Here is a 16,521-nt window from a genome sequence, read left to right on the forward strand (position 1 = left end):
GACGCTGCCTGTTTATCACAGGCAGCGTCTTTCATAAGATCACTGGTTACAACTTTTTGCGGATTAAAGGTGGGAATGTTTTTATTATAGGAAATGGAAACACGGTGTAGAAATACCTCATCCACAATGCGCAACCGTGATCCCCGACCCTGCGGTACAGACAGGACCGAGATTTATTCAAATGCAGGTTTTACTTCTTGAGCAGCCCCGGAGAAGTACTTCCGCTTGAAATACAGGGCGACACTAACCAAGGCTATAAGCACGGGCACTTCCACTAATGGTCCGATAACGGCTGCAAACGCTTCCCCGGAATTTATGCCGAAGACCGCAATGGCAACAGCAATGGCAAGCTCGAAGTTGTTGGAAGCTGCGGTAAAGCTCAAAGTAGCAGCCTGCTCGTACGTGGCATCCGCTTTATACGAAAGGTAAAAGGAGACCAGAAACATAACCAGAAAATAAATTGTCAGGGGAATAGCAATACGAATTACGTCAAAAGGAAGCTCGATAACCTTATCACCCTTGAGTGAAAACATGACCAAAATAGTGAAGAGCAGAAAAACAAGGGTCAGCGGACTGATGCGGGGAATGAACTCATTCTCATACCACTCTTTGCCCTTTACTCTTATACCGATAAAACGGGTCAGCATTCCGGCGAAAAACGGGATTCCCAGATAGATGAAAACACTCTCCGCAATCTGGCCGATGGAAATGTCTACTACAGCACCTTCAAGACCAAACCATCCAGGCAGTACAGTAAGAAAAACGTACGCATATACGGAAAAGAAAATCACCTGAAAAATAGAGTTAAAAGCAACCAGTCCGGCGCAGTACTCGGTATCACCCTTGGCAAGATCATTCCAGACAATAACCATCGCAATGCAGCGGGCAAGCCCGATCATGATAAGTCCCACCATATATTCATGGTATCCGGACAGAAAGGTAATCGCTAAAGCAAACATGAGCACAGGGCCGATAATCCAGTTCTGTGCAAGGGAGAGCAAAAGCACTTTATAGTTTCTGAAAACCTTACCCAGCTCTTCATATTTTACTTTAGCCAAAGGAGGATACATCATCAGGATCAGTCCGATAGCAATGGGAATATTAGTGGTTCCCACCTGAAAAGAATTAATAACATCCTTCATTGCCGGATAGAAATATCCACACCCCACCCCGACAAACATTGCCAGAAAAATCCACAAGGTCAGATACCGATCCAGAAAAGATAACTTTTTAATAGTTGACTCAGCCATATTAACTCCAATTGATAATGTTTAAGCACCCATAATTTGGTCATGAAAAAGCATTGGACTTTGGCCCAACATATCCGCATATGCGGATATGTCAACACATAGAAATTTAATCATCCAAAAGTATAAGAACACTAAAACAAGTGTTGCTAACAACGGACAATCAGCCTGCTAACAATTAATCGGCAGCTATGTAATGGGTAATAGCAGATCAGGAGAAAGGAACCATTGCCGTACGATTAGGTACGACCAAAAAATTAATGGCAACAGGACGGAGAAAGGCCGTTTTATGAAAAAAACGACCCCATAATTAACAACTTTCAGTTACCTTGGTTTCAAGGTAGCTGCACAAACGTTTATAATCCTCTTCGGCTTGAGGGACTTGCTGGAGACCTTCACGCAGAACCTCCAAAACACGACGCTGAATTGAATCTTCCGGTTCGGCCAGACTGTAATAAACCCACTTTCCTCTTCTTACGCCGGTCACCCATCCTGAATTTTTCAAGAAAGACATGTGACGGGAAACCTTGGATTGCGGAAGATCTAACCCTTCCATCAAATCACAAACGCACAATTCTCCACGCTCAAGCAAACGGATGACCCGTAATCGGGTTGGATCAGAGAGGGCTTTCAAACATTCTGCTATTTTTTCCATACCGAAGTTTTATGCGCTTACACAAATATGTCAACATACATACAGCTAACAATTTATCCAAAAATAAAGCTCATAAAACAGGACGAATCACAAAATATAACCCCATCAATCCGACAGTGACTCCGGCCAGCTTGCGAAAAACACTGCCACCCTGCTGCCAACTGCTGCTCTCAATCATACGTCTGACCAGCGCAGTGGAACTTCCTGCAACAGCAATGGGCAGACAATGACCTATTCCGAAAAAAATTATCAGCAGAATTCCGACTCCGACATCACCTTGCACGGTAATAATCGCCAGAATAGGGGCAACAAAACCAAAAGTGCATGAACCAGACAGAATGCCGTAGGCCAACCCAAGAACAAAAGCTCCGCTATATCCTTTTAACTTAAGATGTCCCATCAGGCTGCCGGACATGGAACATGTTGCTAGACCAAGCATATCCGCAGCTACCCAAAGCAGGATAAGCCCGACCAACACCGTCCACCAAGGACTGACATCGCCCATCATCCGCCCCAAAAAGGCACAGGCAATACCGATCAGAGCGATGGTTATAAACAATCCGAGGGTAAACAATCCGGCATAGACCGATGCCCTGCGCCCTTCAACAAGTTCATTCTGCCCGCCCACATAGCCGACAATAAGCGGAATTGAGGCAAGATGACATGGCGAGAGCAGAACACTCACCATGCCCCAAAGAAGACAGCCGAGCCCAGCCCAAGCCGTGCCGCTTACAATCCAGCTGTTGATGGCAACCAGAAACTGATCCATATCCTTACCGGACGCCCAGCTCTTTCAACTTCGCCACAATGCTCTTCTTATCCAGAAAACCTACATGGCGATACTGTTCCTTACCATCAGCATCATAGAATATCTGCGTTGGAATAGAACGGATATTGTATTTAGCCGCTTCTTCGCGATATTCCCATACGTCAATGAAAGCAATTGCGGCCCGCCCATCATACTCCTTGGACAATTCCTCAATCACCGGAGTCATCATTTTACAGGGCACACAGGCGTGGGCACCGATATCGACCATAGTCACCACGCCAGGAATGGGAAGTTTGTGCGGTTTACCTGAAATAAGTTCGGAAGCTGCGACGCCTGCCTGTCCACGGTCCTCAGCATCAGCAGTACAGGCACCAATACACATTCCCAGAACCAGCATACAACCCATCAAAACAAGAATTCTATTAGGCATGCTTACTCCTCAAGCCTGATTATTTCAGCCACTTGAGCACTTCATTCTTACTTGGCACCTTACCCATAACCTTCACTTCACCATCTATAGCAACGGCAGGAGTGGAAAATACACCCATCATTGCGATTTCCTGAAAATCACTGATTTTGACGACTTCAGCCTGAATCCCGCTTTCTGCGACTGCTTCCTGCACTATTTTTTCCGCCTTGGCACACTTGGGACAACCGGGTCCGAGAACTTGAATTTTCATTTCTAACTCCTTTAATGTTTATATTTGGCAAATTAGCCAATTAAAAGACATTGTCAATAAAACACAACCAAATAGCAACCATCAAACTCAATTTAATTCTATATATAACAGCACAAATAGGATTAAATATTTTACAACCGCATAAACTCTACGTTAATAAACCGTTTTTTTAGTATTGTAGATCAGACACTTAAGAAAAATATCAATGCCTAGAAACAATGATTGCAATATGAGAAATTAATCTTCTGACATTTATCTGATGACACGGGAAAATAGTTCTTTATAATATTTGGTGAAACTTGCACCCTAACCTAAAGAAACTCAATAACGATAAGGGGAAATTATGCTCAATTTCAAAATAAACGAAGACCGTTGCATCCGGTGCGGTAAGTGTATCACAGACTGTCCCCCCATGTGCATTACCATGCAGGAAGGAGATTTCCCGGTAATTCAGGATGAAAATAAATGCCTGCGCTGCCAGCACTGTCTGGCTATCTGCCCCACTGCCGCCATATCAATCATGGGCGTAAACCCTGACAACAGCATTGAGCTGCAATACGAACTGCCCACCGCCCACTCAATGGAAGCCCTCATTAAGGGTCGCCGCTCTATTCGTAAGTACAAAAAGAAAGCTCTTGATGAAAAAACCATAACAAAACTGCTCGAAACATCTTTTCACGCACCTACCGGAGTCAATGCACAGGGCGTATTCTTCACCGCCACAACCACGACAGAGGCAACAGAAGAGCTGCGCAAAGAAATCTATACCAAAGTCGGCAAGCTGCTGAGCAATTCAGATTTCGATGAAAACGATATGCGCTTCCAATACCTGAAAATGGCATACGGAGCATACACTAACCATGATATGGATATTATTCTTCGCGGCGCCCCCCATATTCTCATTGCCAGTGCATCAAATAACGTCCCCCTGCCTAAGGAGGATTGCCTGATTGCCTTAACAACTTTTGACCTGCTTGCTCAAACCATGGGTGTTGGAACCCTGTGGGACGGCATGCTCAAATGGTGCGTAGACGATTTCTTCCCCGAGCTGGCCGGAAGACTCGGAGTGCCCGAAGATCATGCTATCGGATACACAATGATCTTCGGACACCCGGCAGTACAGTACCAACGCACAGTACAGCGCACCCCGCCTAGAATAAATCTCGTCAGCAAGTTCTAGATCAAAAAAACGAAGGACTCATACGAGTTCTTCGTTTTTCTTTATTGCCGCACCATCCTTCAAGTGCTATCAATCGCCTCAATCCAAAAGAACAAACACGAGGCACAATATGAACTATATAGAATACATTGATCGCGAATCAGGACAACTTCGCAAAGAAACCGTTCCGGGTGAAGGATGGTTGAAATGGCTCTACCACAATCCATTAGGAAAACTGGCCCTGCATGGGATCGTTAAGAGAAAATTTATCTCCCAATGGTACGGCAGTAAAATGGATACAGCGGACTCAAAAGCAAAAATCCCCGGCTTCGTAAAGAACTTGGGGATCGACATGAATGAAGCCACCCGTCCGGTGGAAGATTATGAATCATTCAACGACTTCTTTATCCGCGAGCTCAAGCCGGAAGCCCGCCCGATCGACCCAGCGCCAGACTCAATAATTTCTCCGGCAGACGGTAAAATACTGGCCTTCGAAAACATCCGCGGCCTTGATTCCTTTTTCATAAAAGGACAGGAATTTTCTCTTGAAAAATTCCTGCAAAACAGCATGCTCAGTAATAAGTATGAAAGCGGAACGCTACTGATCATTCGTCTTGCCCCGGTTGATTACCACCGCTTCCACTTCCCTGCTGATGGTAAGGCTTCTGCTTCCACCCTTATCAACGGTGAATACTTCTCGGTTTCACCTTATGCGGTCAAAAATATGCTTGACGTATATTGGGAAAACAAAAGAGAATACAGCATCCTTAACACACTGACAGCTGGTGATATTTTGCTTTGTGAAGTAGGCGCGACCATGGTCGGGTCAATTGAGCAGACTTACACACCGGACAGTGACGTCAGGAAAGGTCAGGAGAAAGGATGGTTTAAATTCGGCGGATCAACTGTCATAATGCTTCTGGAAAAAGGGAAAGCTCAGATCGATACCGATATTCTTACAAACACAGGTAACGGTTTCGAGACCAGTGTTAAAATTGGCGAACATATAGCGACCGTCCGCGCTTAAAATTACCTAAAAAAGATAAATAAGGATTGTGTAACAACTACACAATCCTTATTTTTTTCAAGATGTTACAAACATACATTCGTTAACGCATTTTTCTCTTGCAATAATTATTAAGAAAATATAAGGAGAGACTTCACATTTGCCTAGAAATAATGTAATTATACCACTTGAGTAACACAATTATTCAACACACAATGCTACATTTATTATCATAATTTCACTGATCCGGGGAGGGACTCTGTGAAAACCACTTTCTTTGCTTTTTTGGATATCCAACATCCAAAACGCCACATATTTTCGTGCAAGATTGAGCACCCTTCAATCTCCTTCAGGCATCGTCACCGCATTTCCTGCCAAAAGACTTCATACCAGAATATTTTATCGGTACACCTGTATTAAAATCGTATTATAAACTTTCTTTAGAACTTTTCATTTGATTATAATTACTTTATATCGAAGTAGTGCCAAATTGGCACTATTCTACAGATAAGAACAAAAAGGGATTTAATAAGAATGGCCTACAACAGCAATAAATATAAGCTATATTTAACTTTATCAATCTTCGTACTGCTTGCGGTTATCGTCAGCGTAGTGGTTAGTTTTGCCTTTTTGAAAACTCTCTTCGCTACTTCAGAAATAATCAACTCCATTATCCTTACCGTATTCGCGGGAAGTGTGATTACTGCCTTCCATTACATTTTTTCTGTACGAAGAGATATGAAACTTTTCGCGGCCTTTACTGACTGGTGTGAAAAACCTGAAGAAAGCACCTTTGAATTGGATGATCTTAATAAAGGATTGCTCGGAAACGTGCTCGTTTCCATAGGCTGCTCCATCAAGGAAAATGGCGTCCTGATCGTTAGATCGTCCAGTGACAGCCGTTCCATTATAGAAAGTCTTGAACAAACTATTTCTTCACGTTCGTCCTTAATCTCTTTTCTTAGCGGATTCCTTGTCCTGCTAGGCCTCATGGGAACTTTCCTCGGGCTGACCCTGACCCTGCAATCAATGGGAGATATCCTTTCCACCCTTGCCGGAGGTCTGACAGACTCCAGCGACACTTCCATTATGCAGGTTATGATTCAGCTTATTGTTGAATTGAAAACCCCCATGGCAGGAATGGGTACGGCTTTTTCAACATCCCTGTTCGGTCTTGCCGGCAGTGCTGTTGTAGGTGTTCTTTCTATCCTTATAGGTCGCATGCATGATCAGCTCAAACAACGTCTTGAGAATTGGCTGAACGAAAAAACAGAATATGCCGCAAGCAAATCCGGCTCAGCAGGAACAGTGTCACCCGATCAGGATCTGGGCAGCCAGATGGCAGCGATCTCCAACCAATTAGAGAAAAACAACATAGCGTTACTTGAATCACTTGAAAATACTAACAAATTTCTGTTGAAACTGACCCTTCTTCAGCAACGCTCAGCCGAAGCGATTAATACTGTTCAGGATCAGTCTATGGAAACCACCAAAGAGATCGGTCTCGGCAATGAACTGACCGGAAGACTGATCAAAGAATCGCGCCAGATGGTCACTGCGCTGGAAAAAAGCATAGAGACCATGACTATTATGAATGAAAGACATCATAAAAACTAAGCTGTTACTAGATCTTTTGGGTGAAAAACATGTCCGTGCAGATGATTAAAAAATTTGGAACAGCTTGCATTCTTTGTGCACTCCTTACCATTCAGAGCAATGTTTCTTTTGCTGACAATTCCACTGAAGGCATTCCTCCCCAGCCGACAATGGAATCTTCAACTGAAACAAGCAGCCTGTCTGATCTGGAAACCAAGAATAACGAATACAAAAATGCTGAAGATATTGAATCCTTTAAACAGGGAGTCATCAAAATTGAAGACCCCGGAGTAAAAGGATCTTCCTTGCAGGAAAACAGCCCAAATGCTGCAAATGCGAATGCAACTGCGCTGACCTTGCAGAAGGCCTGTGAACTGGCTGTAAGCAACCATCCATTGGTGGCATCATCCCGGTATTCTTTACTTGAGAAGACCGCAGAGTACGGCATGGCACGTCAGGTTTACATGCCCCGGATCGACTTCACTGCACAGGCAGGCCCCTCGCACAACCTTGACACAGATACCACCAGCTACGGTCAGTCCTCTGTTGCCATGACCCAGACGTTCTTCAACTTCGGTGGTCTGGACGACAGCGTAGACAGCGCCAAGATGAAGGCAGTAGGTGCCAAGTACCGTCTGGCACGCACACAGGAAGACATCGCAGCACTTGCCATCAACTCCTATCTGAGTGTGATGCAGGCACAGGAGACCTTACAGGTCTACAACAACTCTCTGGAATTCTATAACAAACTGTTAAAAACTTTCTGGGAACGCTACAATGCAGGAATCTCCTCCAAGGCTGATGCCCGCAAAGTGGAAGTATCACTGCGATCCACAGAATCTCAGGTAACTGTTCAGAAACAACAGCTTAAGACCGCCAGACTGCTGCTTGAAAACATCATCAAGCAGCCGGTTAATGAGGTGGAAACTGACATCTCCATGGCTAAAATGGAAATTTCGGAAACCCTTGAGGGGGCCTACGAAATAGCCAAAGCCAACAACGTAAACCTCAGGGCTTACGATGCTGAGATTGAATCACAGAAAAAGGCGGTTTCCACCGTGGAAGCCAACTACTACCCCTCTTTCGGGTACAGGTTGCAGGCCAAAAGTGAATTTAAAAAATATGACGGTTACGAAAATGCTCTGGATGCACAGCTCACCGTCAACTGGAACCTGTTTAACGGCTATGCCACTGATGAAGGCGTAAAAAGAGAAGAGGCCGTCCTCAAAAGACTGCAGGCCACCAAAGAAGCAACGGAGCTTGAAGTTCAGAACATTCTTTCCGATGCTTTCAATGCTTACCAATCATCTAAAAAAGAATTTGAACTTGCCCGTGATGCCTATGATGCAAGTATAAATCTCATGAGCCTCTATTTGAGCGAATTTGATCTCGGCATCAGAACCCTTCTCGATCTTATTACTGCCCGCGAAGGGCAAACAAGCGCAGCTGTGCGTGAAGTAAATGCCCGCTACGCCAGAATTCGCGCGGCACTCAACATTTTTCTCGAACAAGGCAGACTCCCCGAAATTCTGGGGCTCCCGGTGGAAAAAGTTCCATTTGAAAACAATAATTCTCTCTACTCTGCTATAGGTGAATAATCATGGCTGACGCACAGAAAGTTTCTCCGTCAACAGTTTACAACGTTCAAGGGTCACCTGACGACTACAACTACATCCTCAAAGGTGCCGACCTTATTCTGGTCAATAAACAGACCAATGAAGAACAGGTATTTCTTTTTGTCGGTAACATCATGAGCCTTGATGGACAGGTCAACATGGACTTTTCCAACGGCCAGTCCCTTGATTCCCCAAAACTGTTCCAGCGTTCGGAAATGCCGGACATGGATAAACAGGACGAAGAAGCCCCTGAATGGGAAGCTGTAACAGATGATTCCACTCCCTCGGACGATGAGGAAGGTAACTCCGATGATGGCAACCTCGGCGAAGGAGAACTCCTGAACGCTCAGGCTGCACTTGTTACCGATCCCACCGACGACATCCTTAAGACCCAGCAGCGCATGTTTGATGACATCAACAAGTTCGCGCAGCAGGAAAGTCTGTCCAGTACTCCTGATCCTATTGAGAAGATCGAGGCTGAAGAGAACGAACATGATGAGAAGAAAGAAGGCGAAAAAGAAGAAGAGGTCATAGAAGAAGATAAGACAGGCCAAGACAATAAAACTGATGCCAATAATGAAAACAGCGGCAAGGTGACCATCGCCCTTTCACAGGAGTCAGAATCCGGTATTAAAATTACTGACAGTGATACAGGTGAAACAAAATTCAAAGAAGATGGAATCACCAAAAACACTGACCTGAAAATTGAAGGTACCGCTGACCCCGCTACCAAGCTGAATATTTTCATGGACGGAACAAAGGTAGGGGAAGCCACTGCAGACAAAGACGGTAACTACAGCATTACCGTAACAGGTGTTGCTGAAGCTGAGCATGAATTTTTTGCCCGCATAGCAGACGACTCTGGCGAAAGTGCTCCCAAATCCAGCACCCTGAAAGTTGAAGTAGATACCACCGCGCCTACCCTTAATGACGATGCGAAAGCCGATGCAACTTCGAAGGTAACATTCCCTGAAGATGACGGAAACACCTATACCAACCAGAATCGTCCTCTCATTGAAGGTACTGGCGAAAGTGATACTATCCTGACGATCACTTACACAAATACTTCTGGCACTGATACCGGCACCATCGAAGGGGTCACCGTAAACAGCAGCGGTAACTGGAGCTACCGTTTCCCAGAGGGTAGAGAACTTACTGACGGGACCTACACCTTCACCATCGCAGGTCAGGATGATGCAGGCAACGCTCTGGCTGCAACCCAGCAGATTCAGAATGTAGTGGTTAAGACTTCTTTCACTACAGGTGCTTCTATCAGTCTTGATACCATATCGGATTCCATGGGGACCCATGCCGATGCCGCAGCGAACGATCAAATCACCAATGATGCTGATCTGAAACTGACCATCAGTAACATCAGCACTGAAGCGCGGCAGGTTACAGTCTTTCTTGCTAACGCAGACGGCACCAAAACCGAACTTGGCACAGCGAGCTTGAATGCGGACAAATCAGCATGGACCTACACTGTAGATAATAGCAAAATTCCAACTGATGGGACCTACACCTTCATGGTTGAGGCCATGGACATGGCTGGCAATGTTTATCAGCCAGCTTCCAGCCTGCCAGTGCTAATTGACCGCACTGCGCCCACTGAGGGTTTGACCATTGATCTCAATGCAGACAGTGACTCATCCGATCACCGCAATATTTTGGGTGATAACGAAGACAATTACACCCATGGAACCGAAGCCAGCAATCCTGATGGCCCCGGAATTCTGCACCTCAGCGGAACAGGTGCTGGATCAGCAGGCCGCGTGAACCTTTATTTTGAAGATGCCGCCGGCAACAAAACTCTGATCAACACTGCAGGTTACATTCAGGCCGAAGCAGATGGTAGCTGGAAATACAATCTTGATGCTTCGACTTATGGTAAAGCAGGTGCAGAGCAACTTAAGATAGTTGCTGAAATCACAGACGTTGCAGGGAACATTGAAAGCGCAGACCTGACTGTACAGGTTGATAACACCGCCCCGGTAAAGTCTACCATCACTATTGACGGACTTGGTGACGACAAAATTTCACACGATTCCGAGGGGTATTCCGCGACAGTAAAAGGCGATACTCTTACGCTCACAGGTAAAATTCTCGAAGGCGCGGATGATGTAATTGTAACCCTCTACCGTAAAAATGCAGACGGTAGTGTTACCGAAGTTACACACAGCCGGGCAGCCGAAGGACTCCTTACCATCACGGAATCCGGCGGATCAATCGACTGGGCCTACGATGCAACCGGATTGGAGCATGGTCATAAGTACTCCTATTACGTCACTGTGGAAGATGCCGCAGGTAACGTAAGTGACGTATCCGAGACTTTCACGTTTACTTCCGACCAGCAGATAAGCATCCCGACTATTGCCCTTGATGCTGCCAGCAACACCATCGGCGGCCCGGGAACAGTTGGCGATAATATCACCGGATTCGTGAAAGACGGTTCAGGAACCAAAGATACCGACGTTGAATTCAAAGTTACCGGAGACCACGATGATACTATCAGCGTCTATGTTGTAGATGCAGCCGGAACTCACACCATCACTGTGGGAGGCGTGGACTACCAATGCTCTTTGGTCGGTTCTGCCAAAAACGGTCAGACCGTTTCCTTTGATGCTTCGGCTTATGAAAATGATACCACCGACCTGCAATTCATTGCTGTTGCAGAGGATGCTGCTGGGAACACCGCCACCTCAGCAATCTACCCTGTGACCATTGACGATGAGGCACCTGTGGTCGGCGATATCGGAGTTGAGAATGCCGCAACTCTCGGACTTTCCGATGTAGACAATGAAACCAATGCTACCAAGCTGACCCTGACCGGAACTCTGGAAGAAGGTTCTGACAAACTCGTTGTACGCGTTTACGATGGAGTTGATGGCGAAGGCAATCCTAAGTATCTCGGCGATGCAACAATCACCAACACCGGAAGCGGCTACAAGTGGTCCTTTGATGTAGGCCATGACACTGATTCCGTTAAATACATTTCGGAAGGTGAACATAATTTCAAAATCGTTGTTGAAGATGCCGCAGGCAACCAGACCTCTGTACCGTCCAGCGACACCTACGACATCAACATCGACCGCACTGATCCGGTTATTTCCGCGGACCTCGGCGCCGGACTTGATACCGGACGCGGAGGATCATACACCGACGACTGGATTACCAGTATTGACGACAACCTGAGTATCGACGTTGAAGTCAGTGAAGGTGCAACAATTACCGTTACTGTGAATGGTCATGACTTCACCCACACCGTAACTGATGCAGAAGCCGCAGCAGGTAAAATCAACTTTGATCTTTCAACTATCTATCTGGAAAACAACGGTCTGAATCTCGGGAACAACGATGTTGTCATCACAGCAACTGATCCGGCAGGGAACAGCACTACCCTGAACAAAACTCTGGTCATCGACAACAAAGTCGATACCGACACCAGCACCATTAAGCTGGCTGCGGGTTCCGATACCGGAGTCAGCGGTGATAATGCCACCAGTGACCATACCCCGACCATGCAGGGAACCACCGAAGCTTTTGCTCTGGTGGAACTTCTGATCAAAGGTACTGATAAATTTGGACACGATGTTGAATACGCTGAAAGCGTTACAGCGGATAAAAACGGAAACTGGTCTATTACCCCGGACAGCGCCATCGCGGACGGCAGCTATGATGTCACCGCAAAGATTACCGATATTGCAGGCAATACCGGAACTATCAGTCTTGATTCACAGCTTGTCATTTCTTCCAACCCAACGGCCCCGGTCATCACCATGACCGAGGACACCGTCGCCCAGTACTTTGGTGAAAACACGGATCAGGACTGGGTTACCCGTGATTCCGACCCGGATTTCAATATCCAGAAAGATGTTGGAACCAAACTTGTTGTCACCGCCACCAAAGCGAACGATTCCGGATTTTCCTTTAGCCAGACCTATGAAGACACGGCTGAACTGGCTGCGGACCATATTGATATGCCCACCAATCTCGATGATGGGACATACACTTTTACGTTCACCACAACTGATACCTACGGCAACCAGAGCACCACAACCAAAACGGTTGTCATCGATTCAAACTACGATCCCGCGGACCTGACCTTGGCGATGGCTGCCGATTCAGATACCGGGGAAACAGACATCGGTGTTAATGATATCATCCTGACCAAAGACCCCACACCTGAACTTTCGGGTAAAGCGGAAGTCGGCAGCAAAGCCAGAATGATGGTCATAAGTTTCGACAGTGAAGCTGAACTGAATGCCAGTGCAGACCCCACCTCCATGACCGATGATCAATTGCGCAGTTTCATGGAAACCAACAAGGCGTCACTGGTTACCGAAGTAACAGTTGCCAGCGATGGAAGCTGGGTGGCTACCCCGAATCTCACCGATGGAGACAAGTACTACAAAGTTATAGTTGTATCCGAAGATAAAGCTGGTAACGTTGAAGCAGAATCCATATCCATCAACCTCGACACACAAGGCCCTGACGCTCCGGCAATCAACCTGACCGAAGATGACGGCGATGTTTATCCTGATTCCGCTCTTGACTCCATTACCGACCTGACCCCACGTCTGGCCGGAACCTCCACCACCGAAAGCGACATTACCACCATTGTTACCATTACGGATAAAAGTGGAACAGAAGTTCTGAAATTTGATGTAAGTACTATCGCTGAGGCTAACGGAGACTGGGAATACCATTATGGACAGGGCAGCAACAATCCGTACCTGCAAGGCGGGGAATACATTGCAACCATTACCAGCACAGACAAAGCCGGAAACATAACCAGGGACTCCAAAGAATTTACAATCCTGCAGGATGTTGCGGCTAAGCCCACCGTTGAACTGGCAGCTGATGACGACACGAATGTAGTTGGTGATGGCATAACCAGTACTGCCCTGCTCGCCGCAGACACCAAACTGACCCTGACCGGAACTGCTGTGGCATTTCAGGAAGTCAAAATTTATGACAGCAGCGACAACCTGATCGGCACATCCAAATCCGGAGAAGACGGAGTCTGGACCTACGACTTCGACTCCAATCCTTCGGGCGTGAATGTGTACTACGTCATTGCCAATGGCAAAAGATCAGATAATTACACCCTCAATGTGGACAACTCCACACCTGACCCCACTGCCGACCTCAAAAACGATACCGGAACCGATGGTGACTGGATCACAAATGATCCGACCATTGAAGGTAATGTTGAATCAGGCAGCACAGTCAAAGTAAGTGCCGAAAGGGTTTACGAGCTGACCGACCTCGGAGGCGGTGATTATTCATACACCGACAGTTCCGGAAATAGCCACACAATCACTGCAGCAGAGAAAACCTTGATTGACGGCAAGAACTATTTTGTAAGCACTGAAAAGTACACATACACTGTGGACTCGGAGAATATTAAGAGTGACGGTTCCTATGAAACCGGGGAACTGGCAACCATCCTTAACGGCAAGGACGGCCAGTACCGGGTTACCGTAAACTCCACAGACGTTGCAGGCAACAGCAGCAACCTCGTAATTCCAGAAGTGCTTGATCTGGACACAACCATCGAAAAACCGACCATTGGCATCAAAGCCGGAGATGACTCCTACCTCGCACCTGATGCTGACGGCGATATTGTGAACAGCAGCGGCACCAAGGTCGGCTCTTATGCAGACCTGCCAGAAGAATTCCGTAATCCTACTGTGGCTTACGATGAAGATAACATTACCAATGACCGCAATCTGGTTCTCACCGGAGATGCAGAAGCAGGAGCCAAAGTTCTTTTATCCATCACCTTGGACGGAACTATCACCAAATACGAAGTGACTGCTGACGAAAACGGAAAATGGGAATGCACCCCCGGTAACCTTGCAGACGGCAAATATACCGCATCAGTGACTGTAACCGATGCTGCGGACAACTCTTCCACCAGCAACGATTTCTCATTTGAAGTGGACCTCAGCCCCACTCGTGCAGCATATATCGACCTTGCGGATGATGACGACACCTACACCAAAGACTCCACTCCGGAGCTGACCATCATCGGGGATACCGGAGCGGCTTATGTACTCTACTATGTAGATGAAGCCACCGGGGATTTGAGCGCAGTTAAAAGCGGAACATTTGCAAACGCGTACCAGACCTACACAGTTCCCGATGCAAGCGCTCTTGCAGAAGGCGACCACAGCTACAGACTGGTTACCGTGGATAAAGCTGGTAACGTTCAATCCACAGACTACACCATTCATGTGGACCTGACCCCGCCAGATGCTGCGGAAGGCGTTACTTTCAGCAAAGTTGATGAAACCGGAGCGACTCCCACAACAGTCAACACCTATGTTGAACAGACAGGTAATGTCGTCAACATCAACACCAACGACAACACCACAGACCTGCTCGTTAAAACAGCATCGGGGACTTCTTTTGTAGAACTTGTCCGCTCTGACGGTCAGGTCGTTGCCAGCGGTTCAGTTAACGGATCAGGTAACGCTCTCTTGGATCTTACCAGCCAAGAGATGAACATCATTGATGACGGCAGTTATACCTACACCTTAAAATTTTATGATGGAGTGGGCAACCAGCTCGATGCCAACAACGTAACCGTTAATCTCGTTGTTGATACAACTGATCCCACTGTAACCATCGATATGTCCAGCAGTTCGGACCGCGGCTTCAATGAAGAGATCGGCTCAATTCTGACCAGCGGCGAAACCTTTACCTTTGAAGGCAAATTAACTGAAGACAGGTCAATTAATTATACAACTGAAATGGCCTATCTCATTGTCATCAGCAATGGTTCGGAAACATGGACATACAATTCCCTGGATAGCGCCAATCAGGACAGTCACATCCAGAATATCACGGTAAATACTGACGGTACTTACCATTTCGATTTCGTGGACAATGACTCTGCCAATCGTCTTGATGACGGCAACTACAATGTAAGCATCAAGGCTATTGATCAGGCCGGTAATGCTTCGGATGCCTCAAGCGTTGATTTCCAATTGGACAACAACCACATCAACCAGACCCAGCTGAACATGACTGCAGATATTGTCGGGTCCAAACGCTATGTCTCTCTGGAGCAATCGCACTATACCGGAGACAACGATCCTTTGACCACCGACACTCACTATAAATACGAGCTGACTCTGCATGACACAGACGGCAACACCACACAAACAAGTTCCGGTGACCTGACCGAGGGAGATGACATTGAACTCTCTTTCAGGGACGACTCCAGTGATTATGACTATGCCGAAGTAAAAATCACAGACAAAGCCGGTAACGAGTCGGAATCACAATACATTGATCTTGACAAGAGTGACCTGAACTACAGCACCAACCTTGGTCAAGATTCTGATGTTAAATCTGTTACCGCAAGCCTGTATATAGACAACAACAATGACGGCAAAGTCGATGCTGGCGATACAATAGTCAAAGATTTTGGAAACATCGCTGACAGTAGCAACTGGCATCAGACTTTTGGAGCCTCCCTTGCCGACGGGAACTATGTTCTACAGATTCAAGGGCATAATAAAGATGTTGCTGACGCAACTTCTGCCATAGATTCGGCAAAAACCGAATTTAGTTTTAGCTTTGATGACATGGACGCCGGAAATACAAACGACGACATATTTACAAGCAAAAGTGATCAGGATTTCAACGGGGCTCAGGAAGGGGCTGGTGGAAACACCACCGATACAACTTCCGCAACCCACACAGTGGTCGATGTAGAAGTGCACCATGACCACATTGATTTTAACATTTCATAAATTGTAGATATACGATTTTACGGGGAA

General features: G+C 46.5%; 10 protein-coding genes. 5 read left to right on the plus strand and 5 right to left on the minus strand.

The window, feature by feature from the left end; genetic code table 11:
* Nucleotides 1-173: 173 nt before the first annotated feature.
* The 5 genes from arsB to ACNI23_RS06625 form a co-directional block, all read right to left on the minus strand.
* Nucleotides 174-1,250 carry an ACR3 family arsenite efflux transporter gene (gene arsB / locus ACNI23_RS06605; protein ID WP_420247409.1) on the minus strand — a complete coding sequence of 359 codons (1,077 nt, stop codon included), beginning with the start codon at nucleotides 1,248-1,250 and terminating at the stop codon, nucleotides 174-176.
* Between the two features lie 307 nt (nucleotides 1,251-1,557).
* Nucleotides 1,558-1,902, minus strand: coding sequence for an ArsR/SmtB family transcription factor (locus ACNI23_RS06610; RefSeq protein ID WP_015852076.1), 345 nt, complete (start codon nucleotides 1,900-1,902; stop codon nucleotides 1,558-1,560).
* Nucleotides 1,903-1,972: 70 nt separating this feature from the next.
* Complete coding sequence (locus tag ACNI23_RS06615; RefSeq protein ID WP_420247411.1) at nucleotides 1,973-2,671, minus strand: cytochrome c biogenesis CcdA family protein; 699 nt, start codon at nucleotides 2,669-2,671, stop codon at nucleotides 1,973-1,975.
* Nucleotides 2,672-2,675: 4 nt separating this feature from the next.
* Nucleotides 2,676-3,101 (minus strand): thioredoxin family protein, encoded by a 426-nt coding sequence (locus tag ACNI23_RS06620; RefSeq protein ID WP_420247412.1) that lies wholly within the window; start codon nucleotides 3,099-3,101, stop codon nucleotides 2,676-2,678.
* A 19-nt stretch (nucleotides 3,102-3,120) separates the two neighbouring features.
* The gene (locus tag ACNI23_RS06625; protein ID WP_015852079.1) at nucleotides 3,121-3,351 is read right to left on the minus strand and encodes a thioredoxin family protein; all 231 of its coding nucleotides are present in this window, start codon (nucleotides 3,349-3,351) and stop codon (nucleotides 3,121-3,123) included.
* Nucleotides 3,352-3,694: 343 nt separating this feature from the next.
* Here ACNI23_RS06625 and ACNI23_RS06630 point away from each other — a divergent pair, with 343 nt between their 5' ends.
* The 5 genes from ACNI23_RS06630 (at nucleotide 3,695) to ACNI23_RS06650 (ending at nucleotide 16,494) form a co-directional block, all read left to right on the plus strand.
* A complete protein-coding gene (locus ACNI23_RS06630; RefSeq protein WP_420247413.1) occupies nucleotides 3,695-4,531 on the plus strand; it encodes a nitroreductase family protein in 837 nt (278 codons plus the stop codon).
* A 109-nt stretch (nucleotides 4,532-4,640) separates the two neighbouring features.
* Nucleotides 4,641-5,537, plus strand: a complete 897-nt coding sequence (locus ACNI23_RS06635) for a phosphatidylserine decarboxylase (protein ID WP_420247414.1) — start codon at nucleotides 4,641-4,643, stop codon at nucleotides 5,535-5,537.
* Nucleotides 5,538-6,050: 513 nt separating this feature from the next.
* Entirely contained in the window at nucleotides 6,051-7,133 is a 1,083-nt protein-coding gene (locus tag ACNI23_RS06640) for a hypothetical protein (RefSeq protein ID WP_420247415.1), read from the plus strand.
* A gap of 29 nt (nucleotides 7,134-7,162) precedes the next feature.
* Nucleotides 7,163-8,710, plus strand: coding sequence for a TolC family protein (locus tag ACNI23_RS06645; RefSeq protein WP_420247416.1), 1,548 nt, complete (start codon nucleotides 7,163-7,165; stop codon nucleotides 8,708-8,710).
* Nucleotides 8,711-8,712: 2 nt separating this feature from the next.
* Nucleotides 8,713-16,494, plus strand: coding sequence for an Ig-like domain-containing protein (locus tag ACNI23_RS06650; protein ID WP_420247417.1), 7,782 nt, complete (start codon nucleotides 8,713-8,715; stop codon nucleotides 16,492-16,494).
* Nucleotides 16,495-16,521: the final 27 nt, after the last annotated feature.

Source organism: Maridesulfovibrio pacificus (SeqCode) (assembly GCF_048612815.1).
Classification (GTDB): Bacteria; Desulfobacterota; Desulfovibrionia; order Desulfovibrionales; family Desulfovibrionaceae; genus Maridesulfovibrio; species Maridesulfovibrio pacificus.

Excerpts from the sequence above, each read along its gene's own strand:
- arsB (WP_420247409.1), bottom strand. The coding sequence starts at position 1,250 with ATGGCTGAGTCAACTATTAAAAAGTTATCTTTTCTGGATCGGTATCTG.
- ACNI23_RS06610 (WP_015852076.1), bottom strand. The coding sequence starts at position 1,902 with ATGGAAAAAATAGCAGAATGTTTGAAAGCCCTCTCTGATCCAACCCGA.
- ACNI23_RS06615 (WP_420247411.1), bottom strand. The coding sequence starts at position 2,671 with ATGGATCAGTTTCTGGTTGCCATCAACAGCTGGATTGTAAGCGGCACG.
- ACNI23_RS06620 (WP_420247412.1), bottom strand. The coding sequence starts at position 3,101 with ATGCCTAATAGAATTCTTGTTTTGATGGGTTGTATGCTGGTTCTGGGA.
- ACNI23_RS06625 (WP_015852079.1), bottom strand. The coding sequence starts at position 3,351 with ATGAAAATTCAAGTTCTCGGACCCGGTTGTCCCAAGTGTGCCAAGGCG.
- ACNI23_RS06630 (WP_420247413.1), top strand. The coding sequence starts at position 3,695 with ATGCTCAATTTCAAAATAAACGAAGACCGTTGCATCCGGTGCGGTAAG.
- ACNI23_RS06635 (WP_420247414.1), top strand. The coding sequence starts at position 4,641 with ATGAACTATATAGAATACATTGATCGCGAATCAGGACAACTTCGCAAA.
- ACNI23_RS06640 (WP_420247415.1), top strand. The coding sequence starts at position 6,051 with ATGGCCTACAACAGCAATAAATATAAGCTATATTTAACTTTATCAATC.
- ACNI23_RS06645 (WP_420247416.1), top strand. The coding sequence starts at position 7,163 with ATGTCCGTGCAGATGATTAAAAAATTTGGAACAGCTTGCATTCTTTGT.
- ACNI23_RS06650 (WP_420247417.1), top strand. The coding sequence starts at position 8,713 with ATGGCTGACGCACAGAAAGTTTCTCCGTCAACAGTTTACAACGTTCAA.